The 21,898-nt window shown below is 69.1% G+C and carries 23 protein-coding genes; 15 read left to right on the plus strand and 8 right to left on the minus strand.

What is annotated here, in order from left to right; translation table 11 throughout:
* Positions 1-15 precede the first annotated feature (15 nt).
* The 4 genes from AC1RAD_RS28180 to AC1RAD_RS28195 form a co-directional block, all read right to left on the minus strand.
* A complete protein-coding gene (locus AC1RAD_RS28180) occupies positions 16-1,479 on the minus strand; it encodes an aldehyde dehydrogenase family protein (protein WP_492738555.1) in 1,464 nt (487 codons plus the stop codon).
* 94 nt (positions 1,480-1,573) lie between these two features.
* Positions 1,574-2,581 carry a hydroxyquinol 1,2-dioxygenase gene (locus AC1RAD_RS28185; protein ID WP_492738381.1) on the minus strand — a complete coding sequence of 336 codons (1,008 nt, stop codon included), beginning with the start codon at positions 2,579-2,581 and terminating at the stop codon, positions 1,574-1,576.
* Between the two features lie 22 nt (positions 2,582-2,603).
* Entirely contained in the window at positions 2,604-3,113 is a 510-nt protein-coding gene (locus tag AC1RAD_RS28190; protein ID WP_492738383.1) for a cupin domain-containing protein, read from the minus strand.
* 157 nt (positions 3,114-3,270) lie between these two features.
* Positions 3,271-4,221: a LysR family transcriptional regulator gene (locus AC1RAD_RS28195; RefSeq protein WP_062479604.1), complete on the minus strand. Its 951-nt coding sequence runs from the start codon at positions 4,219-4,221 to the stop codon at positions 3,271-3,273.
* A gap of 204 nt (positions 4,222-4,425) precedes the next feature.
* Here AC1RAD_RS28195 and AC1RAD_RS28200 point away from each other — a divergent pair, with 204 nt between their 5' ends.
* The 3 genes from AC1RAD_RS28200 to AC1RAD_RS28210 are packed head-to-tail and all read left to right on the plus strand — an operon-like array spanning position 4,426 to position 5,106.
* Positions 4,426-4,587 carry a hypothetical protein gene (locus AC1RAD_RS28200; protein WP_169805078.1) on the plus strand — a complete coding sequence of 54 codons (162 nt, stop codon included), beginning with the start codon at positions 4,426-4,428 and terminating at the stop codon, positions 4,585-4,587.
* Between the two features lie 9 nt (positions 4,588-4,596).
* Positions 4,597-4,842: a hypothetical protein gene (locus AC1RAD_RS28205; protein WP_062479607.1), complete on the plus strand. Its 246-nt coding sequence runs from the start codon at positions 4,597-4,599 to the stop codon at positions 4,840-4,842.
* A gap of 12 nt (positions 4,843-4,854) precedes the next feature.
* Complete coding sequence (locus tag AC1RAD_RS28210; protein WP_062479609.1) at positions 4,855-5,106, plus strand: hypothetical protein; 252 nt, start codon at positions 4,855-4,857, stop codon at positions 5,104-5,106.
* A 12-nt stretch (positions 5,107-5,118) separates the two neighbouring features.
* Here AC1RAD_RS28210 and AC1RAD_RS28215 read toward each other — a convergent pair whose 3' ends face one another.
* Genes AC1RAD_RS28215 through AC1RAD_RS28225 form a run of 3 tightly spaced genes read right to left on the minus strand, consistent with a single transcriptional unit; the run spans position 5,119 to position 8,745 of the window.
* Positions 5,119-6,882, minus strand: coding sequence for a cytochrome c biogenesis protein DipZ (locus AC1RAD_RS28215; protein WP_492738385.1), 1,764 nt, complete (start codon positions 6,880-6,882; stop codon positions 5,119-5,121).
* 27 nt (positions 6,883-6,909) lie between these two features.
* Positions 6,910-8,274, minus strand: a complete 1,365-nt coding sequence (locus tag AC1RAD_RS28220) for an ATP-binding protein (RefSeq protein ID WP_492738387.1) — start codon at positions 8,272-8,274, stop codon at positions 6,910-6,912.
* A 51-nt stretch (positions 8,275-8,325) separates the two neighbouring features.
* Complete coding sequence (locus tag AC1RAD_RS28225; protein ID WP_095744488.1) at positions 8,326-8,745, minus strand: organic hydroperoxide resistance protein; 420 nt, start codon at positions 8,743-8,745, stop codon at positions 8,326-8,328.
* 193 nt (positions 8,746-8,938) lie between these two features.
* Here AC1RAD_RS28225 and AC1RAD_RS28230 point away from each other — a divergent pair, with 193 nt between their 5' ends.
* Positions 8,939-9,679, plus strand: a complete 741-nt coding sequence (locus tag AC1RAD_RS28230; RefSeq protein ID WP_492738390.1) for a response regulator — start codon at positions 8,939-8,941, stop codon at positions 9,677-9,679.
* A gap of 372 nt (positions 9,680-10,051) precedes the next feature.
* On the plus strand, positions 10,052-11,074 hold the full coding sequence (locus AC1RAD_RS28235) for an alpha/beta fold hydrolase (RefSeq protein ID WP_492738392.1): 1,023 nt from the start codon (positions 10,052-10,054) through the stop codon (positions 11,072-11,074).
* Between the two features lie 14 nt (positions 11,075-11,088).
* On the opposite strand, the gene AC1RAD_RS28240 is transcribed toward AC1RAD_RS28235, so the two are convergent.
* Positions 11,089-12,000: a formate dehydrogenase accessory sulfurtransferase FdhD gene (locus AC1RAD_RS28240; RefSeq protein WP_492738394.1), complete on the minus strand. Its 912-nt coding sequence runs from the start codon at positions 11,998-12,000 to the stop codon at positions 11,089-11,091.
* An 82-nt stretch (positions 12,001-12,082) separates the two neighbouring features.
* Between AC1RAD_RS28240 and AC1RAD_RS28245 the strand changes: the two genes are divergently transcribed.
* From AC1RAD_RS28245 to AC1RAD_RS28290, 10 genes are all read left to right on the plus strand, one after another.
* The gene (locus AC1RAD_RS28245; protein ID WP_159275132.1) at positions 12,083-12,673 is read left to right on the plus strand and encodes a DUF3305 domain-containing protein; all 591 of its coding nucleotides are present in this window, start codon (positions 12,083-12,085) and stop codon (positions 12,671-12,673) included.
* The gene (locus AC1RAD_RS28250; protein WP_492738396.1) at positions 12,666-13,289 is read left to right on the plus strand and encodes a DUF3306 domain-containing protein; all 624 of its coding nucleotides are present in this window, start codon (positions 12,666-12,668) and stop codon (positions 13,287-13,289) included. Before AC1RAD_RS28245 ends, AC1RAD_RS28250 begins: the two co-directional genes overlap by 8 nt.
* Complete coding sequence (locus AC1RAD_RS28255) at positions 13,249-15,327, plus strand: 4Fe-4S dicluster domain-containing protein (RefSeq protein ID WP_492738556.1); 2,079 nt, start codon at positions 13,249-13,251, stop codon at positions 15,325-15,327. Before AC1RAD_RS28250 ends, AC1RAD_RS28255 begins: the two co-directional genes overlap by 41 nt.
* Entirely contained in the window at positions 15,324-15,941 is a 618-nt protein-coding gene (locus tag AC1RAD_RS28260; RefSeq protein WP_492738398.1) for a TorD/DmsD family molecular chaperone, read from the plus strand. Before AC1RAD_RS28255 ends, AC1RAD_RS28260 begins: the two co-directional genes overlap by 4 nt.
* Positions 15,942-16,055: 114 nt before the next feature.
* Positions 16,056-16,283, plus strand: coding sequence for a hypothetical protein (locus AC1RAD_RS28265; RefSeq protein WP_062470944.1), 228 nt, complete (start codon positions 16,056-16,058; stop codon positions 16,281-16,283).
* A gap of 9 nt (positions 16,284-16,292) precedes the next feature.
* Positions 16,293-19,268, plus strand: a complete 2,976-nt coding sequence (locus AC1RAD_RS28270; protein WP_095949992.1) for a formate dehydrogenase subunit alpha — start codon at positions 16,293-16,295, stop codon at positions 19,266-19,268.
* Positions 19,269-19,277: 9 nt separating this feature from the next.
* Complete coding sequence (gene fdh3B / locus AC1RAD_RS28275; protein WP_062470938.1) at positions 19,278-19,898, plus strand: formate dehydrogenase FDH3 subunit beta; 621 nt, start codon at positions 19,278-19,280, stop codon at positions 19,896-19,898.
* Complete coding sequence (locus tag AC1RAD_RS28280) at positions 19,895-20,146, plus strand: hypothetical protein (protein ID WP_082817975.1); 252 nt, start codon at positions 19,895-19,897, stop codon at positions 20,144-20,146. Before fdh3B ends, AC1RAD_RS28280 begins: the two co-directional genes overlap by 4 nt.
* A gap of 12 nt (positions 20,147-20,158) precedes the next feature.
* Entirely contained in the window at positions 20,159-21,415 is a 1,257-nt protein-coding gene (locus tag AC1RAD_RS28285; RefSeq protein WP_492738400.1) for a formate dehydrogenase subunit gamma, read from the plus strand.
* The gene (locus AC1RAD_RS28290) at positions 21,412-21,801 is read left to right on the plus strand and encodes a hypothetical protein (protein WP_095744480.1); all 390 of its coding nucleotides are present in this window, start codon (positions 21,412-21,414) and stop codon (positions 21,799-21,801) included. Before AC1RAD_RS28285 ends, AC1RAD_RS28290 begins: the two co-directional genes overlap by 4 nt.
* Positions 21,802-21,898: the final 97 nt, after the last annotated feature.

A 21,898-nucleotide genomic window follows, 5' to 3' on the forward strand; every position in this document is an offset into this window, starting at 1 on the left:
AGAAAAAGGAAAACGTCAGCGCACGAAGTGCGGCGGAATCTGCGCGTCGACGTTGACCCACACGCTTTTCACCTGCGTGTACTCGCGCATCGCGTCGAAGCCCATCTCGCGGCCGTAGCCGCTCTGGCCCACGCCGCCGAAGGGCGAGCCGGGGTTCACGCGCTTGTAGCTGTTGATCCAGACCATGCCGGCGTGCAGGTCGCGCGCCACCTTGTGGGCGCGCTGCAGGTCGCGGGTCCACAGGCCGCTGCCCAGGCCGTAGTCGGTGCCGTTGGCGATCTGCATCGCCTCTTCGTCGGTCTTGAAGGTGAGCACGGTGACGAAGGGGCCGAACACCTCTTCCTGCGCCACGCGGTCCTGGTACGAACGGGCGCGCACCACGGTCGGCTGCACATAGCAGCCCTGCGCCAGGTCGCCGCCGGGCGCGCCGCCGCCCGCCAGCACCTCGCCGCCCTGCGCCTGCGCCACCTCGACATAGCTCAGCACGCGGTCGCGGTGCTGGGCGCTGGTGAGCGGGCCCATCTCGGTGGCCTCGTCGAGCGGGTTGCCCAGGCGGATCGACTGCGCGAGCGGAATGAACTGCTCGAGGAAGGCGTCGGCGATCTTCTCGTGCAGCATCAGCCGCGAGCCTGCGATGCAGGCCTGGCCCTGGTTGTGGAAGATAGCCCAGGCGCTGCCGTTGACGGCGGCCTGCAGGTTGGCGTCCTCGAACACGATGTTGGGGCCCTTGCCGCCGAGCTCGAGCTGCACCTTCTTCAGGTTGCCCGCGCTGGCCTGCACGATGCGCCGGCCGGTGGCGGTGCTGCCGGTGAAGGCGATCTTGGCGATCTCGGGATGCTCGGCGATGTACTGGCCCGCCACGCTGCCCAGGCCTGGCAACATGTTGACCACGCCGGGCGGCACGCCGGCCTCGGCCATCAGCTCGGCGATGCGCAGCGAGGTGAGCGGCGTGATCTCGGCCGGCTTCATCACGATGCAGTTGCCGGCTGCGAGCGCGGGCGCCATCTTCCAGCTCGTGAACATGAGCGGGAAATTCCACGGCACCACCTGGCCGACGATGCCGACCGGCTCGCGCAGCGTGTAGTTGAGAAAGCCCTCTTCCACCGGAATGGTCTCGCCCTGGAACTTGTCGGCCATGCCGCCGAAGTAGCGAAAGCACGCGGCGGTGCGTGGCACGTCGAGCCGGCGCGAGTCGCGGATCGGGTGGCCGGTGTCCAGCGATTCGAGCCGCGCGAGCTCTTCGCCGTTGGCCTCGATGAGGTCGGCCAGCTTCAGCAGGATGCGACCGCGGTCGGCGGCGGCCATGCGGCTCCACTTCGGGAACGCGCGCTTGGCGGCGGCCACGGCCTTGTCGACGTCGGCCTTGCCGGCCAGCGCGACCTGGGCGATGGGCGTGTTGTCGTGCGGATTCAGCGTGGCGAGCGTCTCGCCGGATTCGGCGTCGACGAAACGGCCGTCGATGAAAAGCTGGTGGCGGATGGAAAGAGCAGGCATGGGTTCTCCTCGCCCTCCCCGCGCGGGGAGGGCTGGATGGATGGGTGGCGGGAAGAAGGAAGCGGCGGGGGCCGGCCGGTCAGAACTCGACCGGGATCTCGGGCGACTCGCCCTTCTGGATCTCGTAGACCAGGCTGGGCGAGCCGTTCTCCCACACCAGCAGCATCGAGCGCTTGGGGCTGAAGCCCTGGTGGCGGCAGTAGGCGGGCATGGCGGCCATGTCGCCGGCCTTCATGATCACGCGCGCCATGGGCTTGCCGGTGTTCTTGTCGCCGCAGTCCCAGTGGATCTCGTCGGTCATCTGGAAGAACCACTCGACGCGGTCGTTGCCGTGGATGATCGGCAGGATGTGCTCCTCGGTCGTCGGGCACATGTAGCTGTGCTTCACCACCGAGGTGAAGCTCGGGTTCCACGTGACCTGCGAGCGGCTCAGGAAGCCGAAGAGGTTGAAGGCGTGCACCTCGTTCTCGAAGCCGGGCTCAGGGTGCAGCTCGGGCTGGCCCTGCGGCACGTCGGCGAAGGCGCGGTTGACGGGCGCGCCGCGCACGTCGCTGCGCAGGTCGAGGTCGCCCTTCAGGCCCACGCAGCGCTTGGCCAGCTCGCGCGCCCGGGTGATCTTGGCCGTGTTGTTGCCGCTCTTGCGGCCGTAGGGCGAGCCGGTTTCCTGCGGCGCGGCGAAGGGGTCGAAGGCCTCGTTGGTCCAGTCGTCGAGCATGGCCTCGAAGGTGGCGCGGATCTGCGCCGTGGGGAAGTTCTCGAGCAGGTCGATGCCCGCGTCCTTCATGGTGCCGTTGAAGCTGCCGGCGTACAGGTCGACCGAGTCGTAGTGGTTGATGGTGCCGAACACGTTGTCGAAGTTGACCCAGCCGTAGAAGAAGCCCCAGGCCACGTCGCGCATCAGCGCACGCAGGTAGTTGCCGGCGTCCATGGTGTGGCTCATGGGACGCCCGTCGCGGGTCTTCCAGGTGATGTGGGCGAAGTACTCGTCCCGGCGGAAGCCGAAGCTGCCGAGCGAAAAATCCTTGTAGCCGAGCGTGGCATCGGGCTGCGATGCGATGACCTTGGCGAGTTCTGCGGGTGCGTTCATGGTGTGGCTCCTGGATGCGGGTTCAGTGCGTCTGGCAGATGTCGGCCCACTTCTCTACCGAGAGGTCGCCCTTGCAGGTCTGCAGCACGATCACGCCGGGGTCGCCGGCCACGCGGAACTGGTAGGCCGTGTTCTTGGGCAGCAGGCCCTGGTGGCCGCGCGAGAGCTTCATCCAGCCCATCTTCTTGCCCTGCGGCTCGCCCTTCACCCGCACGGCGCCGTTCTTCTCGGTGTCGGCCACGGCCTGGGCCGCATCGAGCTGCACGAGGTGCACCTCGATTTCGCCGTCCATCACCAGCGCGAACTCGTCATGCGCACAGGTGAACCAGGGCGAGGTGCCTTCGGCGCGCAGCGTTTCCAGCACGTAGATCTGGTTCTGGCCGAACACGACCTTCTCGTACGGTGCGCTGATGCTGGCGATCTCGAAGCAGTTGGAGAACGCGTAGTGGCGCACGTCGTCGTCGATGGGCTCGACGTGGCCTTTCTCGAAGTGCTTGAGGGACCCGAAGCGGGTCTGGTATGCGACGGTCATGGGTGTCTCCTGAGGTGCCGGACGATGCAGCGTGGTGGCTGCGATGTGTGCACTGTAGGAAACAGGGGGCGCGAGCGGTAGGCCCGAAACGCGGGCCGCATTGTTCGGCAAATCCGTTCAATGCACAGGGTTTACCCCGGAACCGACCGCGCTCGCGTCAGGCGTCCCAGATCAGCCCCGGCGGCAGCAGGCCGCGTTCGATCATGGCGGCGTCCCACGGCGGCACCTTCGAGAACGCCTGGGTCAGGTGCTCGATGAACAGGCGCAGCTTGAAGGCATTGCGCGAGGTGCCCGCGTACACCGCGCTGAGCGAGAACGACGACAGCTGGTGCGCCGGCAGCACCACCTCCAGGTCGCCGCGCAGGATCGCCTCGCCGGCCACCAGCGTCGGCAGGCAGACGATGCCGGCGTGCTCCATGGCGTACTCGCGCAACAGGTGGACGCTGTTGGTGAGCAGCGCGGCGCTCATGTACAGCGTGACCTGTTCACCGGCGTGATGAAAGGTCCAGCGGTCGCGCGTGGGGTAGCCCGAGTACAGGCCGAGCGTGTGCTTGTGCAGTTCGCGCGGGCTCGCGGGCCGGCCGTGCGCACGCAGGTACTCGGGCGTGGCGCAGAACACGCGGCGCACCGGGAACAGCGGGCGCGACACCAGCTCGGTCGACGCCGCCGGAAAAATCTGCAGCGCGCAATCGACGCCCGCCTTCACCGGGTCGACCACCGCGTCGCTCACGATGAGCTCCAGGTGGATGTCCGGAAAGCTCACCTGGAAAGCGCGCAGCAGCGTCGCGAAATGCCCCAGCACGAAGCCCGTGAGCGCATGCACGCGCAGCGTGCCGGTGGGCCCGTCCTTGGCGTCGCGCATCTGGTCCATGATGTCGTTGGCCCGCCCGACCAGCTCGACGCAGTCGCGCAGGAAAGCCTGTCCCACGTCACTGAGCCGGACCACGCGCGTGCTGCGGTGGAACAGCGGCGCGCCGACGTGGTCCTCGAGCTGCTTCACGCGGCTGGTCACCACCGATTTCGACACCCGCAGCTGGCGCGCGGCCTCGGCAAAGCTCTGGGTCTGTGCGACCCGCACGAAGGTCTCTATGTTCTCGAGGCGGTCCATGGGGCATGCAATGTAGCGGTTGCGCGGCGGCGGCCGGTCGGCCGCACGGGTGTGAAGTACTGCGCAATCCCGCACGGAGATTGACCGCACCCTTCTCAATTCGCCCACAAATGTGAGCATTTCCCTGTGAGATTGTTAATACGGCAACTATTGTCCTGCCCCGAAGCACCCCGGGTGCACAAGAAATCGAAGCAGGGAGTTCCCATGACCAAATCCACGATCACCGTGATGCTCGCGCTGGCGGCATCCGTTCTCATGAGCGCCTGCGTGCACCACCACGCGCCGCCGCCGCGTGCGGAGCCCGGGCCGGCGCACAAGGGCGGCAACTTCTGCCCGCCGGGCCAGGCCAAGAAGGGCAACTGCTGATCGCCCGCCATGCTGAACCCGTTCCTGCGTGACATGACGCCCGACGAACTGCCGACCGGCACCGCGCGGCCGGCCTACATCGCCCTGCTGCCCGTGTTGGCCTATGTGCTCGTCGCCATCGCGTTCCTGAGCATGTCGGTGGTCGTGCCGAGCCTGCTCGTGGCCTGCCTGTTCGCGACCGCGGCGGCCATGTCGCTGGGCGCGGGTGTGGTGCTCGGCATGAGCATCTGGATCTTTCCGCAGCTGTCGAGCTGAGGACCGCACGCGATGAGTACTTCCAACGCCTCCGTCTTCCGCGTCCAGAGCTGGCGCACGACCCTGCTGGCGGCCTCCGTGGTGCTGCTGATCGTGATGGCGCTGCTCATGAAGTGGCTGGTCGAGCTGCAGGTGGAAACCGCGCAGGAACGCCAGCTGCGCGAAGCCGTCGCCCGCGAGGCCGACGCCCGCTGCTTCGTGCTGCCCACGCGCCAGGAGGTCGACACCTGCCGGGCCGTCAACGCGGCGGGCCTGACGCCCTGACCGGGGCGCCGCTCACCCGAAGGTGAACGCGTAGGCCTGCGCGCCGGCGTCGAGAAACTCGATCTCGAACAGGCGCTCCTTGCCGCTGCCCGCCGACTGCCGCACCAGCTGGTACAGCTTCTGCGCATCGACCACGCCGTGGCCCTGGGCATCGGTGTCGGCGCCATGGTCCGCCAGCGGCGGCTGGCCGTCGACCCGCACCGTGAAACGCACCGGCTTGCCGTCGGCCATCGGGCCGAGCACGAGGTGCAAGTCGCGCGCCTTGAAGCGGTAGGCGATGCGGCCATTGGCCTGATTCAGCACGGCCCGCTCGCCCTCCACCGTCCAGTCGCCGCCCAGCGACCACTGGTTGGTGCGCAATGAGGAAGCCATGGGTTCGTAGGCCTTCGCACGGTCGCGCGCGATGCCGCCGGGCGACGCGAAACCGTGCGCCCGCGCATGGCCCAGGTAGGTTTCGCCGGACTGCGCCGGCTCGGCGCCGGGCGCGGCCTGGGTGCCCTGCCCCTGCGGCGCCACCAGCCCGTCGGCGACCTGCGCCTGCCCGGCCTCGGCCAGCAGTTGCTGGATCACCTGCTCGGCCTTGTCGTAGCGGTTCTCGCCGAACTGGTGATGGCGGATGCGCCCCTGCGCATCGACGAAATAGAACGCCGGCCAGGCCTGGTTGTCGAAGCCGCGCCAGATCGAAAAGTCATTGTCCAGCGCCACCGGGAACCCGATGCCCAGGTCTTTCACGGCCTTGCGCACGTTGGCCGGGTTCTTCTCGAACGCGAACTCCGGCGCATGCACGCCCAGGACGACCAGGCCCGCGTCCCTGTACTTGTCGGCCCAGGCGCGCACGTAGGGCAGCGTGCGCAGGCAGTTGATGCACGAGTAGGTCCAGAAGTCGACCAGCACGACCTTGCCGCGCAAGGCCTCGGGCGTGAGCGGCGCCGAGTTGATCCATTCGGTCGCGCCGGCCAGCGAAGGCAGGCGGCCTTCGACGTGGAGCTCGCGCGCGGGCACCGACGCCGGGCGGGTGTCCGCGACGCGCACGAAGCCGGTGTCTGCGCGCTGCGCCTGCGGCGCGTCTTTGCGCAGCGTGTCGACCAGCGCCTGCTCGAGCGCTGACGTGGTGCCCAGCGACAGGCGCGCGAGCCAGCCGGTGTCCAGCCCCAGCGCGATGGCGCCCACGCCCGCCAGCACGGCGGCACCGGCGAGGCGCCGCACCCCGTCGCCGGTCGGCAGCGTGCGCTTCAGCGCCGACAGCAGCCGGCCGCCGGACAACAGCGCCACCGCGAGCGAAGTGCACGCGCCGGCCGCGTAGGCGAGCAGCAGCAGCGAGGTGCCGACGCTCGCGCCGTTGAGCGCCGCGCCCGTCAGGATCAGCCCGAGGATCGGCCCCGCGCACGGCGCCCAGAGCAGGCCCGTGCCCACGCCCAGCCACAGCGGAGAAAACACCGAAGCCTGCCGTCCGTCGGACAAACGCAGGCCCAGCGCCACGAGCGGCCGGCTCAGGCGCTCCGCCACGCGCGGGAACAGCAGCGTCGCACCGAACAGCGCGAGCAAGGCCATGGCCGCGTAGCGCCCGTATTCGTTGAGCGTGACGATCCAGCCGCCGCCCACCGCCGCCAGCGTGGCGACCACGGCGAAGGCCAGCGCCATGCCCACGAGCATCGGCAGGCCGTGCGAGCGGAAGGGCCGGTCGGCGCGCGCGAACACGAAGGGCAGCACCGGCAGGATGCAGGGGCTCAGGATCGTGAGCACCCCGCCCAGGTAGGCGATGAAGAGGATGAGCATGGGGATGTGAAAGATGTCGGGTGGGGTTCAGCGGGCCGGCGCGGTGGCCAACGCCAGCCGCGCCTCCAGCCCGCCTTCGGGTCGGTTGTGCAGCGTGAGCTCGGCGCCCATCGCCATGGCCAGCTGGTGCGCGATGGCCAGGCCCAGGCCGGTGCCGCCGGTGCTGCGGTTGCGCGAGCTTTCGACGCGGTAGAAGGGCTTGAGCACCGCGTCGAGCTCGCCGGGGGGAATGCCCGGGCCGTTGTCGAGCACGCTCACCACGAGGCGGCCGCCTTCGTCTTCAGCCTGCACGCGCAGCGTCACGTCGGAGCCGAACTTGAGCGCGTTGTCGATCAGGTTCATCAGGATGCGGCGCAGCGCATTGGGGCGGCTCACGATCGGCGCACCGGCCCGGCCGTCGAGCCGCACCTGCTGGCCCACGTCTTCGTAGTCGGCCACCATGCTCTCGAACAGCGCATCGGCATCGATGCGCAGCGGCGGCTCGGTGGCGCCGTGCAGCGTGCGCGCATAGGTCACGCCTTCGCGCACCAGCGCGTTCATGGCGTCCAGGTCCTGGCGGAATTTCTCGCGGTCGTGCGTGTCGTCCATCAGGTCGGTGCGCAGGCGCATCCGCGTGATGGGCGTCTGCAGGTCGTGCGAGATGGCCGCCAGGATTTCGACGCGCTCCGACATGTAGCCCGCGATGCGCTGCTGCATCGCGTTGAAGGCGCGCGCCGCGTGCGCCACTTCGGTCGGGCCCTCTTCCACCAGCGTGCGGCCTTTCAGATCAGGGCCGAGCTGGTCGGCCGCGGCGGACAGCTGCGCGAGCGGCCGCGTCACCAGCCGCACCGCGACCCAGGCGCACACGGCCAGCACCAGCAGCTGGCCCGCCAGCAGCCACATCACCCAGCCCGACACCGGCATGCCCACGCGCATGGCGTGCACGACCACGGACGATCCGTCGCCCAGCCGCACCTCGATCTGCAGGCCCTCGGGCGGCCAGGCCACCTCGCCGACCTTGACGACCGGGAACGGGCGCATCGCATCGACGATGGCCGCGGCAAACTGCTGCGAAGCCTCCGAGCCGGGCGCGCCGCCCTGCGCGCTGCCGCCCAGCACGAAGCGGTAGTTGCGCCGTTCCAGCCGGTCGAGCCAGCCGGCGCGCTCCGCCGCGGGAAGCCGGTCGAGGATGGCGACCGAGCTCGCGATGTCGCGCTCGATGCCGATCATCATCAGCTCGCGAAGCGCCATGTTCCGTTCGTAGCGGATCGCCGCGAAGGTGAGCAGCTGCGCGATCGCCAGGCCCACCACGATGATCAGCGTCACGCGGGAGAACAGCGAGCCGGGCAGCAGCCGGCGCCAGCGCGGCGCCGTGCCGGTCGGATTCGCAACGGGGTTCGCGGAAGTGGACATGAACAGCTTCTTGGTCAGGCGGCGTGGCGATGCGTCGTCAGCGCAGCGGGCTCACACCAGGTGGATGGCAACGTCGATGTTGCCTCGGGTCGCCTTGGAATAGGGGCAGGTCTGGTGCGCCGCCTCGGTGAGGGCCTGCGCCACCTCGCGGTCCAGGCCCGGCAGGCTCACGTTCAGGCGCGCCTGCAGGAAGTATTCGCCGCCGGCGGTGCCCAGGTCGACCTCGGCATCGACGGCCAGGTCGGGCGGCAGCGCGACCTTCATCTTTCCGGCCGCCTTGCCCATCGCGCCGATGAAGCAGGCCGACCAGCCGGCCGCGAACAGCTGCTCGGGGTTGGTGCCGGCGCCGGCGCTGCCGGGCGACGAGAGCTTGATGTCCAGGCGGCCATCGGAGCTGCGCGCCTCGCCGTCGCGGCCTCCTGAGGAAGTGCGGGTCTTGCCGGTGTAGAGGACTTTGTCGATGCGGGTCATGGGGGTTCCTTGGATGCAGGGTGGTTGGAAAACGCACGGATTGTTGGGCCGCCCGCCCCCTGCCGGATCGCCTTCTGTATGCCTGTGTATCTGGGCCGTACATCCACACACTACGTTTCCACGGCCACCCCCGGCGCGCCGCCGGAACGCTACATTGCGGCTGCGGCGCCGTGCCGCCAATGCCTCCCCTGCCATGACGCCCAAGACCTCCGACCACATCCTCATCGTCGACGACGACCGGGACATCCGCGAACTGCTCACCACCTACCTGGTGAAGAACGGCTTGCGCGTGGTCGCGGTGCCCACCGGGCGCCACATGCGCGCCGCGCTCGAGGCGTCGGGGCCCTTCGACCTGATCATCCTGGACCTGATGCTGCCCGGCGAAGACGGGCTCACGCTGTGCCGCGACCTGCGCACCGGCAAGTACAAGACCACGCCCATCCTCATGCTGACCGCGCGCAGCGAGGAAGCCGACCGCATCCTGGGCCTGGAGATGGGCGCCGACGACTACCTGGCCAAGCCCTTTTCCGCGCGCGAGCTGCTGGCGCGCATCCGCGCCGTGATGCGGCGCACGCGCATGCTGCCGCCCAACATGGGCACCGTCGAGCCCTCGCAGAAGCTGGGGTTCGGCGAATGGCAGGTCGACACGGTCGCGCGCCACCTGATCGACGACGCCGGCGTGATGGTGGCGCTCAGCGGCGCCGAGTACCGGCTGCTGCGCGTGTTCCTCGACCACCCGCAGAAGGTGCTCAGCCGCGACCAGCTGCTGAGCCTGACGCAGGGGCGCGAGGCCGAGCTTTTCGAGCGCTCCATCGACCTGCTCGTGAGCCGGCTGCGCCAGCGCCTGCGCGACGACGCGCGCGAGCCCCGCTACATCAAGACCGTGCGCAGCGAAGGCTACGTGCTCGCTTCGGCGGTCGAAGCGAGAGACTGACCGACGCCACGCTCTGGCACTGGGTCGGGTGGCGCAGCTCGTGCGCCAGGCCACCCGCGAAGAACAGCAGCGCGAACCAGAGCTTCTTGAATCCGCGAGGGCGCGTCATGGGGATTTCCTTCGGGCGATGAATGGGTGGATGACGGGCGGATTGTTGGCCGCGCGCTCGCCGCGCAACGGGCATTGCGTATGCCTGTGTATCCCGGCCCGACATCGACACACCACGTTTCGTCGAGGTGCCTTCGCGCGCCTGCGTTTGAAATTTAGTGTGGCCGAAAGCGGCGCGGATACAGAGGCATACACGAGCCGATCTGCAGCTGGGTTTCCCGCCGAACAATCGCGCCGTCCCCCTTCGAATCCCAGGAGATTTCCATGACCGCCTCCCCCTCGCTGCCACGCCGTGCGTTCCTCGGCAAGGCCGCACTCGGCCTCGCCGCCACGCAGCTCACGTCGATCGTTCCCGCCTTCGCCCAGTCCGCCAGCACAGGCGGCGCCCGTCGCCTCGACCCCCTCAAGAGCATCGACGCCGGCAGCCTGCGCATCGGCTACTACGAAGCCGGCCCGGCCGACGGCGCGCCGGTGATTCTTCTGCACGGCTGGCCCTACGACATCCACATGTTCGTCGACGTCGCGCCGCAGCTGGCCGCCGCGGGCTTTCGCGTGATCGTGCCGTACCTGCGCGGCTACGGCACCACCCGCTTCCTGTCGGCCGACACGCCGCGCAACGGGCAGCAGTCGGCGGTGGCCGTCGACATCATTGCACTGATGGACGCGCTGAAGATCCCCGTCGCCACCGTGGCCGGCTGCGACTGGGGCGCGCGCACCGCGTGCATCATGGCCGCGCTGTGGCCCGAGCGCGTGAAGGCGCTGGTGTCGGTCAGCGGCTACCTCATCGGCAGCCAGGAGGCCGGCAAGGCGCCGCTGCCGCCGCAGGCCGAGCTGCAGTGGTGGTACCAGTACTACTTCGCGACCGAGCGCGGCCGCGCGGGCTACGAGAAGAACCGCCACGACTTCGCCAGGCTCATCTGGCAGCTCGCCTCGCCGAAGTGGAACTTCGACGCGGCCACCTTCGAGCGCAGCGCCGTCGCCTTCGAGAACCCGGACCACGTGGCGATCACGGTGCACAACTACCGCTGGCGCCTCGGCCTGGCCGAGGGCGAGGCGAAGTACCAGGCGCTGGAGAACCGGCTTGCCCAGGCGCCGGTGATCGGCGTGCCGACCATCACGCTCGAAGGCGACGCCAACGGCGCGCCGCACCCGGAGCCCAGCGCGTACGCGAAGAAATTCTTGGGGCGCTACGAGCACCGGCTGGTCAGCGGCGGCATCGGCCACAACCTGCCGCAGGAGGCGCCCGAGGCGTTCGCGAAGGCGGTGATCGACGTGGCGCGCGGGTAACCGCGCAGGCCTCCTCAGTCGGCAGTGAGCGCCTGCGCCAGCGGCTCGGCGTCGAAGCGCTCGAACCCGCAGTAGCACAGGAAGTGGCGGTTGGCCGCGCGGCCGAACAAGGTCATGCCGAGCTGGGTGGCCAGCTCGTGCCCCATCGCGGTGACGCCGTTGCGCGAGACGACGATCGGCACGCCCATGTGGGCCGACTTCATCACCATCTCGCTCGTCAGGCGACCCGTGGTGTAGAAGACCTTGTCGCCGCCGTCGACGCCATGCACCGCCATCCAGCCAGCGATGGTGTCGATGGCGTTGTGCCGTCCGACGTCTTCCGCGAACACCAGCATCTCGGTGCCACGGAACAGCGCGCACCCGTGCACCGACCCGGCCTGCCGGTGCACGCTGTTGCGCGATTTCATCTGTTCGAGGATGCGCGCCAGCGTGCCCTGCGCGATGCGCGCCGACTGCGCCGCCGGCAGCCGCACGGCGCCGATCTGCGCCATGGCGTCGCCGAAGACGGTGCCTTGTCCGCAGCCGGTGGTCACGACCCGGTGCGCGGTTTTTTCGGCGAGGTTCGCGATGCCGCGGTGGGTCTTCACGGCGGCCGCCTCCACACTCCAGTCGACGTCGATGCTCTCGACCTCGTCGGCGCGCCGCACCAGGTCCTGGTTGAGCAGGTAGCCCAGCACCAGCAGCTCGGGCGCGGCGCCCAGGGTCATCAGCGTCACGAGTTCGCGCTTGTCGACGAAGACGGTCAACGGCCGCTCCGCCGGGATGTCGATGTCGCGGCGCTCGCCGTGCTGGTCGACGATCTCGATGCGGCGCAGCAGCGGGCCGCGCGCCGGGTTCAGGCGCGGCGCACCCGCGCGCCGGGGCAGCGGGACCGCATCGAAAGCCAGCGGTGTCTCGTCTTCTGCGTCGTCTTCACGTGGGGCCATGCGGAATCCTACGCCACCGCTGCGAGCGGAGCTCGAAGGGGTACTGCTCGCGAACGGGCGCGCCATCGGCTATGGTTCGTTCATGCCTTCTTCGGACACTCCCGCGACCGCGCCCACGGGCCGCCCGACGCTCGACGTCGCGGTGGTCATGCGCCGCGAACGCCTGCACGGCCCCTCGAGCCACTGGCAGCCCTGGCGCTGGACGCTCGACAGCGTGCTGCCCGACGAGCCCGGCTTCGGCACCGAACCGCGCCTCCTGCGCGACGACGACGGCGAGCAGCACTGGCTGCACCCCGGCTTCCAGGTCGAGCTGTACCGCGACGAGGCCGAGGGCTACCACCTCAACGCGATCACGCCGACGCCGTGCTGGTTCGTGCTGTGGCGCATGGACGAGGAACCGACGCTTTCCACGGAACCCATTCCGCGGCCGGTCGTGGTCACGCTCAGCTACTACGAGGCCGGGCGCTGGCTCGATGCGCAGGAAACCGTCGAGCAGGTGCCGGCGCCGGCGGAGGTGGTCGACTGGGTGCGCGCCTTCGTCGACGAGCACTACGTGGTCGAGCCCAAGCGCCGCCGGCGGCCCGAGAGCTTCCGCTCGCTGGTCGACCGCTTCGGCAACGCCGCGAGCGTGACGACCGAGAAAAAGCGCGGACGGGGTGCGGGCGATGTCTGAAGGTTTCCTGGGACGCTGGTCGCGCCGCAAGCAGGAGGTGCGCGCGGCCGAGGCCGCCGTGGAAGAAAAGACCCTGCCGGCCGTGGAACCCGTTGCGGCGCCAGCGCCAGTGCCAGCCCCCGCCGTGCTCGCCGAGCCCCCCGCCGCCGACGGCGAGCAGGACACCGCGCCGCCGCTGACGCTCGCGGACGTGGACGCGCTCGACATCGGCTCCGACTTCAAGCCCTTCCTCACGAAGGAGGTCGCGCCCGAGGTCAAGAACGCGGCCTTCCGCAAGCTCTTTGCCGATCCGCATTTCAATGTGATGGACGGCCTGGACACCTACGTCGACGACTACTCCCAGTCCACCCCCGTGCCCGAGAGCGTGCTGCGCCAGATGGCCAGCGCCAAGTTCCTCAAGCTCTTCGACGAAGACCCCGAAGACATTCCCCCGGAAACCCCCGACGACGCCGAAACGTTGGACGTGGCACAGTCCCAGGGTTCCGAAACGCTTCCCAGCCCGCCGGTTGCCGCGATGCAACCCGCCAGCCAAGAAACCGATGACCACCACGCTGATTTGCGACTGCAACCAGACGATGCCGCTCGAGCCGAAGACGCTCGGCGCGGCACTGGCTGAAACCCTCCCGCTGCATTCGTCGCTGTGCCGCCGCGAGGCGACCTCCTTCCAGCGCGCCATCCAGTCCGGCGACGACGTCGTGGTCGCCTGCACCCAGGAAAAACGGCTGTTCGGCGAGCTCGCCACGCAGACGCCCAACGCCACCTCGCCGATCCGCTTCATCAACATCCGCGAGACGGGCGGCTGGAGCCGCGACGCGAAAAGCGCGATGCCGAAGATCGCCGCGCTGCTGGCCGCCGCCAGCCTGCCCGAGCCCGACCCCGTCTCGACCGTGAGCTACACCAGCCAGGGCCGGCTGCTGATCATCGGCCCGCTCGACGCAGCCGAGCGCGCCGCGGCGCTGGTCGGCGACACGCTCGACGTCACCCTGCTCGCGCAGGGCCCCGGTGCAGACGGCGGCGCCCAGGCGCGCCGCTGGCCGGTGATCGCCGGGCGCATCGATTCGCTCACCGGCTGGCTCGGCGCCTTCACGCTGCGCTGGACGCGCGACAACGCGATCGACCTCGACCTGTGCACCCGCTGCAACGCCTGCGTGGTCGCCTGCCCCGAGCAGGCCATCGGGCTGGACTACCAGATCGACAACGCGCGCTGCACCTCGCACCGCGACTGCGAGCGCGCCTGCAGCGTGGCCGGTGCCATCAATTTCAGCCGCGAGCCGCAGGCGCTCGACGCGGCCTTCGACCTCGTGCTCGACCTCGGCGTCGCGCCGCAGATCGACTGGCACGCGCCGCCGCAGGGCTACTTCCACCTGCCCGGCGGCGTCGCGCAGGCCGAGGGCCTGCAGACGCTGCTGCGCCTGCGCGAGCTGGTGGGTGAATTCGAGAAGCCCAAGTTCTTCGACTACAAGCAGAAGCTGTGCGCGCACAGCCGCAACGAGGTGGTCGGCTGCAACGCCTGCGTCGAGGTGTGCTCGGCCCATGCCGTGAGCAGCGACCCGCAGCGCCAGCGCATCGTGGTCAACCCGAACCTGTGCGTCGGCTGCGGCGCTTGCACCACGGTGTGCCCGACGGGCGCGCTGGGCTACACCTACCCGCGCGCGCCCGACCAGGGGCTGAAGCTGCGCAAGCTGCTCAGCACCTATGCCGCGGCGGGCGGGCGCGATGCGGCCCTGCTGCTGCACAGCCAGGAAGGCGGCCAAGCGCTGCTCGAGCAGCTCGGGCGGCAGGCGCAGCTGGGCAAGGCCCAGGGCGTGCTGGCGCGCGTGATGCCGGTCAACCTCTTTCATGCGGCCAGCACCGGCATCGACCTGTGGCTGAGCGCCGTCGCCTTCGGCGCCTCGCAGGTCGCCGTGCTGTGCACCGGCGAAGAGGCGCCGCAGTACCTCGCGGCGCTCAAGCAACAGAGGGACGTCGCGCAGGCGCTGCTGCTCGGCCTGGGCTACACCGGCACGCACTTCCACGTGATCGAGGCCGATTCGCCCGCCGCGCTGGACGCCGCGCTGGCCGGCCTGCGCACGACCACGCAGCGCGTGCCGGCCACGGCGGCGCGCTTCGCCGTCGGCGCCGACAAGCGCGACCGGCTCGAGATGGCGCTGGACCACCTGATGGGCGCGGCCCCGGCCCTCCAGGCGCCCGCCGAGGCACCGCTGGCGTTCGCGCTGCCAGCCGGCTCGCCGCTGGGCGCTGTCGCGGTCGACAAGGACAAGTGCACGCTGTGCCTGGCCTGCGTCAGCGCCTGCCCGTCGGGCGCGCTGCTGGACAGCCAGAGCGCGCCGCAGCTGCGCTTCATCGAGAAGAACTGCGTGCAGTGCGGCCTGTGCGAAACCACCTGCCCCGAGGATGCCGTCTCGCTCGTGCCGCGCCTGCTGGCCGCGCCCGAGCGCAAGCAGCAGGTGCTGCTGAACGAAGCCAAGCCCTGGGCCTGCATCCGCTGCAGCAAGCCCTTCGGCACGCAAAAAGCCATCGAGGCCATGCTCGGCAAGCTGGCCGGACATGCGATGTTCCAGGGCGAAGCGCTGGAGCGCCTCAAGATGTGCAGCGACTGCCGCGTCATCGACCTGTACAGCGCCACCAACGAAGTGAAGATCGCCCCGCTATGAGCCAGACCTTTCCCGCCACTTCCGCGCTCGACGAGGAGGTGGCCCGGGCCGAGCTCTACGGCCTGCTCGCGCGCCTGTGGTACGCCGCGCCCGATGCCGAACTGCTGGCCGCCTTCAAGGTCGCGCCCACCGAGGCGCCGGCCGCGGGCGCCTTCCTGGAAGAGCCTTGGCGCCAGCTGGTCGGCATCGCGCGCGACACCGACGCGGCCGCCGCGCACGAGGAATACGACGCGCTCTTCGGCGGCATCGGCAAGCCCGAGGTGTTCCTGTTCGGCTCGCACTACCTGAGCGGCTTCCTCAACGACAAGCCGCTCGTGCAGCTGCGCCACGACCTCGACAAGCTGGGCCTGGCGCGCACCGAGACCACCTACGAAACCGAGGACCACATCGCCTGCCTGTTCGAGGTCATGCGCTACCTGATCGCCGGCGAGGACGTGGCGGTGGCCAACCTCACGCAGCAGCAGGCGATGTTCTCCAGACACGTCCAGCCATGGCTGCCCGCCTTGTGCGATGCTGTGTTGCAGCATCCGAAGGCACGGTTCTATGCGGCGCTCGCCGCCTTCACGCGCGCTTTCGGCGACGTCGAGGCGCAAGCCTTCGACATGCTGGACTGAAGCGAACGAATGCGAGGGGTATTCAGGTTGCTCACACCTTGTTGCTGGTCTAGTATCCACAAGGCCGACCGGGTTTCCCCTCTCTCGTCGCGCCCAGCCACTCCTGGAGTCAATATGCAGGACAGCCAAAACACCGGCATCAAGCCGGCCTCCCGCCGCGGATTCTTCATCGGTGCCGCCACCGCCGGCGCCGCTGCGGTGGCCGTCACCGCGCTGCCGAAGGTGGCGACCGAAGCGCCCGTCGCCGCCGCCACGCCTTCCCTGCCGCCCCCGCCCGAAAACGGCGGCGGCTATTCCCTGAGCGAACACGTCAAGCGTTACTACGCCACCACGTCAGCCTGAGGAGACCCCGTGCTTCTGACCAGAAAATCCCCAGGCACCGCGAGCCCGCGGGCCTCCGACGCGTCGCCCTTCGTTCACAGCCTGCGGCGCGGTCTCGCGAACGCCTTGCCGACCATGGACCGGCGCGCCTTCCTGCGGCGCTCCGGCCTGGGCGTCGGCGTGGGCCTGGCGGCCAGCCAGCTCACGCTGATCCAGAAGGCCAAGGCCGCCGACGGCCGGCCCACGGCCATCGGCGCCGGCAAGATCGAGGTGAAGCGCACCGTGTGCTCGCACTGCTCGGTCGGCTGCGCGTCCGACGCGGTGGTCGAGAACGGCGTGTGGGTGCGCCAGGAGCCGGTGTTCGACTCGCCCATCAACCTGGGCGCCCATTGCGCCAAGGGCGCGGCGCTGCGCGAGCACGGCCACGGCGAGTACCGCCTGCGCTACCCGATGAAGCTCGTGAACGGCAAGTACGAGCGCATCAGCTGGGACACCGCGCTCGACGAGATCACCGCCAAGCTGAAGGAACTCACCAAGGCCAGCGGCCCCGACGCGATCTACTGGATCGGCTCGAGCAAGCACAGCAACGAGCAGGCCTACCTGCTGCGCAAGTTCGTGAGCTTCTTCGGCAGCAACAACTGCGACCACCAGGCGCGCATCTGCCACTCGACCACGGTCGCGGGCGTGGCGAACACATGGGGCTACGGCGCCATGACCAATTCGTACAACGACATGCGCAACGCGAAGATCGCGATGTACATCGGCTCCAACGCGGCCGAGGCGCACCCCGTGAGCATGCTGCACATGCTGCATGCCAAGGAAAACGGCTGCAAGATGATCGTGGTCGACCCGCGCTTCACGCGCACGGCGGCCAAGGCCCACGAGTACGTGCGCATCCGCTCGGGCTCGGACATCGCGTTCCTGTTCGGCATCCTGCACCACATCTTCAAGAACGGCTGGGAAGACAAGCGCTACCTCAACGACCGCGTCTACGGCATGGAAGAAGTGCGCGCGGAAGTCATGAGCAAGTGGACGCCCGACAAGGTCGAGGAGGCCTGCGGCGTGAACGAGGCGCAGGTGCTGAAGGTCGCGACCATGCTGCACGAGCACCGCCCCGGCACCGTGGTGTGGTGCATGGGCCAGACGCAGCACAGCATCGGCAACGCCATCGTGCGGGCCTCGTGCATCCTGCAGCTGGCGCTGGGCAACGTGGGCACCTCGGGCGGCGGCACCAACATCTTCCGCGGCCACGACAACGTACAGGGCGCGACCGACGTCGGCCCCAACCCCGATTCGCTGCCGGGCTACTACGGCCTGGTCGAAGGCTCGTGGAAGCACTTCGCCGCCACCTGGGGCGTGGACTTCGAATGGATCAAGGGCCGCTTCGCCTCGCCCGCGATGATGAGCAAGCCCGGCATCACGGTCTCGCGCTGGATCGACGGCGTGCTCGAGAAGAACGAGCTCATCGACCAGGACTCGAACCTGCGCGGCGTCTTCTACTGGGGCCATGCGCCCAACTCGCAGACGCGCGGCCTCGAGATGAAGCGGGCCATGGACAAGCTCGACCTGCTGGTCGTGGTCGACCCGTACCCCTCGGCCACGGCCGCCATGGCCGCGATGCCGGGCCGGCCCGAGGACGCCAACGCGAACCGCGCGGTGTACCTGCTGCCCGCGTGCACGCAGTTCGAGACCAGCGGCTCGGTGACGGCGTCGAACCGCTCGATCCAGTGGCGCGAGAAGGTCATCGAGCCGCTGTGGGAAAGCCGCACCGACCACATGATCATGCAGCAGTTCGCCGACCGCCTGGGCTTCGGCAAGGAGCTCAGCAAGAACTACAAGATGCAGAAGGTCAAGGGCATGGACGAGCCCGTGCCCGACGACATCCTGCGCGAGATCAACAAGTGCTGCTGGGCCGTCGGCTACTCGGGCCAGAGTCCCGAGCGGCTGCAGGCGCACATGCGCAACATGGCCGCCTTCGACGTGCGCACGCTGCGGGCCAAGGGGGCGGTCAAGGACAAGGTCAACGGCTACGACATCTCGGGCGACTACTTCGGCCTGCCCTGGCCCTGCTACGGCACGCCCGAACTCAAGCACCCCGGCTCGCCGAACCTGTACGACCCGTCCAAGCACGTGATGGACGGCGGCGGCAACTTCCGCGCGAACTTCGGCGTGGAGCGCAACGGCAAGAACCTGCTGGCCGAGGACGGCTCCCACTCGCTGGGCGCCGACATCACCACCGGCTACCCCGAGCTCGACCACCTGCTGCTCAAGAAGCTCGGCTGGTGGGACGAACTCACGGAGGCTGAGAAGCCCAAGGCCGAAGGCAAGAACTGGAAGACCGACAGCTCGGGCGGCATGATCCGCGTGTTCATGAAGAACCACGGCTGCCACCCCTTCGGCAACGCCAAGGCGCGCGCGGTGGTGTGGAACTTCCCCGATGCGATCCCGCAGCACCGCGAGCCGATCTACGGCACGCGCCCCGACCTCGTCGCCAAGTACCCGACGCACGACGACAAGATGGCCTTCTGGCGCATGCCCACGCTCTACAAGACGGTGCAGCAGAAGAACATCGCCGACAAGATCGCCGAGAAGTTCCCCTACATCATGACTTCGGGACGGCTCGTGGAGTACGAGGGCGGCGGCGAGGAAACGCGCTCCAACCCCTGGCTGGCCGAGCTGCAGCAGGAGATGTTCATCGAGATCAACCCGAAGGTGGCGGCCGAGAAGAACATCCGCAACGGAGAGCGCGCCTGGGTGCACACGCCCACGGGCGCCAAGCTCAACGTGCAGGCGCTGGTGACCGAGCGCGTGGGGCCCGACACGGTGTTCATGCCCTTCCACTTCTCGGGCCGCTGGCAAGGCGAAGACCTGCTGGCCTATTACCCGAAGGGCGCGGCGCCCATCGTGCGCGGCGAGGCCATCAACACCGCCACCACCTACGGCTACGACAGCGTCACCATGATGCAAGAGACCAAGACCACGGTCTGCAACATCGAAAAAGCATAAGGAATCACCATGGCAAGAATGAAGTTCGTCTGCGATTCCGAGCGCTGCATCGAGTGCAACGGCTGCGTCACGGCCTGCAAGAACGAGAACGAGGTGCCCTGGGGCGTGAATCGCCGCCGCGTGGTCACGCTCAATGACGGCCTGCCGGGCGAGAAATCGATCTCGGTGGCCTGCATGCACTGCTCCGATGCGCCCTGCATGGCGGTGTGCCCCGTGCAATGCTTCTACCGCACCGACGAAGGCGTGGTGCTGCACGACAAGGACGTGTGCATCGGCTGCGGCTACTGCTCGTACGCCTGCCCCTTCGGTGCGCCGCAGTTCCCGTCGCAAGGCACCTTCGGCGCACGCGGCAAGATGGACAAGTGCACCTTCTGCGCCGGCGGCCCCGAAGCCAACGGCTCCGAAGCCGAGTTCGAAAAATACGGCCGCAACCGCCTGGCCGAAGGCAAGCTGCCGGCCTGCGCCGAGATGTGCTCGACCAAGGCCCTGCTGGCCGGCGACGGCGACGTGGTGGCCGACATCTTCCGCACCCGCGTCGTGCACCGCGGCACGGGCGCCGAAGTCTGGGGCTGGGGCACGGCCTACGGCTCGCAGCAGGCCGGCACGCCGCCCACCGGAGGCACCAAGTGAAGCGCGCGGTCGTGATGCTCGTCGCGCTCGCTTCGGGCGCGATGCTGCTGGCGGCCTGCAGCGAAAAGCCGCAGACGAACGCCGAGGGCGTCAAGCACGACGCGGTGCCCTGGAGCGGCACGGGCACGCAGGCCAACACCGGCACCGCCTTCACCGCGCCCGGCTGGAAGGTGGGCGACAAGACGGCGTGGGAGCAGCAGATCAAGACGCGCTCCAACGGCCAGAACGAGTACACCCGAGAAAACTGAACCGGAGGCCGCATGAGCGTCACCATTCGCACCAGGCACGCGCTCCACGCGCTGCTGGCGACCGCGCTCCTGGGCTGGGCGGCGGTGGCGCCGGCCCAGGAGGCCACCCCGGCCGCGAGCGGCGCCGTGACCGCGGCGCCCGCCCCTGCTTCGCCTGCCGCAGCCACGGCTGCAGCACCGAAGGCCGAGGGCGGCATCCGCAGCCAGAACATCTTCGACGTCAAGCCCGAGGCCAGCGCCGATCCCAACTACCTCAACCAGACCAACGGCGAGCGCAACAAGGTGCAGCCCGGCAACAACGCGCCGATGTGGCGCCAGGTGAGCGGTGGCGTCACCGGCTACAGCAGCCTGCCGGTGAGCCAGGCGCCCGAGGCCGGCAACCTGATCCAGCGCTTCGTGCAGTACCCGGGTTCGCGCTTCACCAACGCGGGCGAGGCCTGGCGGCAGGTGCGCAACGACTGGATCATTCCGTACGGCGCGGCGCTGCTCTTCGTGACGCTGCTGGCGCTGGCCATCTTCTATTTCACACGCGGGCCGATCCGCCTGCACGGCACCGAAACCGGCCGCAAGATCGAGCGCTTCACGCCCTTCGAGCGCGCCACGCACTGGTCGAACGCACTGGCCTTCGTCACGCTCGCGATCTCGGGCATCGTGATGGCCTTCGGCAAGTTCTTCCTGCTGCCGGTGCTGGGCGGCACGCTGTTCGGCTGGCTCGCCTACGTGCTCAAGACGGTGCACAACTTCGTGGGGCCGCTGTTCGTGGTGACCACGCTGTTCATGATCTTCACCTTCATCCGCAGCAACTGGCCGAGCAAGGACGACTTCACCTGGCTGCGGCACGGCGGCGGCCTGTTCGGCGGCAAGGAGCCCGCGTCGCATCGCTTCAATGCTGGCGAGAAGGCGGTGTTCTGGGGCGGCGTGCTGTTCCTGGGCAGCATCGTCATCGCCTCGGGCCTGTTCCTGGACAAGCTGCTGCCCGGCTTCGTCTACACGCGCGGCGAGATGCAGATCGCGCACATGGTGCACGCGGTGGCCACGCTGCTCATGATGGCGATGATCATGGGCCACATCTACATCGGCACGCTGGGCATGGACGGCGCCTACAAGGCGATGCGCGAAGGCTATGTCGACGAGGCCTGGGCGCGCGAGCACCACAAGCTCTGGTACGACGACATCCAGGCCGGCAAGATCCCCGCGCAGCGCTCGCAACCGGCCGGCGCATCCGAGCCCGCACGGCCGGCGACGGCGCAGCAAGGAACCTCCGCATGAAGCACACGCTGACCCTTCTTCTGTGCGCACTCGCTGCGACCTCCGCTGTCGCCAAGCTCCCCCCGCCCACGCCGGAAGCGCAGGCCAAGGCCGCCGAGGCCGCGGCCCGCACCGCGTGGAGCGCCAAGACCGACGGCTACCTGCTGTGCAAGTCACAGGACCAGGTCGCCGCCAAGTACCGCGCGAGCGCGCAGGCCGCCGGCAAGCCGGCACCGGCCGCGGTGGCCACGCCGCCCTGCGTGGACCCGGGGCCTTACGCCGCGGCCCCCAAGGTTGAAACCAAGCCCATCGAGGCATCGGGCGCCCACTCCCCGGCCCCCACGGCCGCGTCGCCGCCGAGTTCGAACCAGACCTCGGCGCAGACGAATCCCGCACCCAAGAAGTAAGCCGGCGACGCACCGCGCGTGCGCGGACGCGGCTGAAGAAAAAACGACCGCAAATGGCCCGCCGGCAAAGTCCGGCACGGCCGCCTTGTGCATGGCT

This window comes from Variovorax sp. GW823-FHT04B03, from assembly GCF_058796495.1.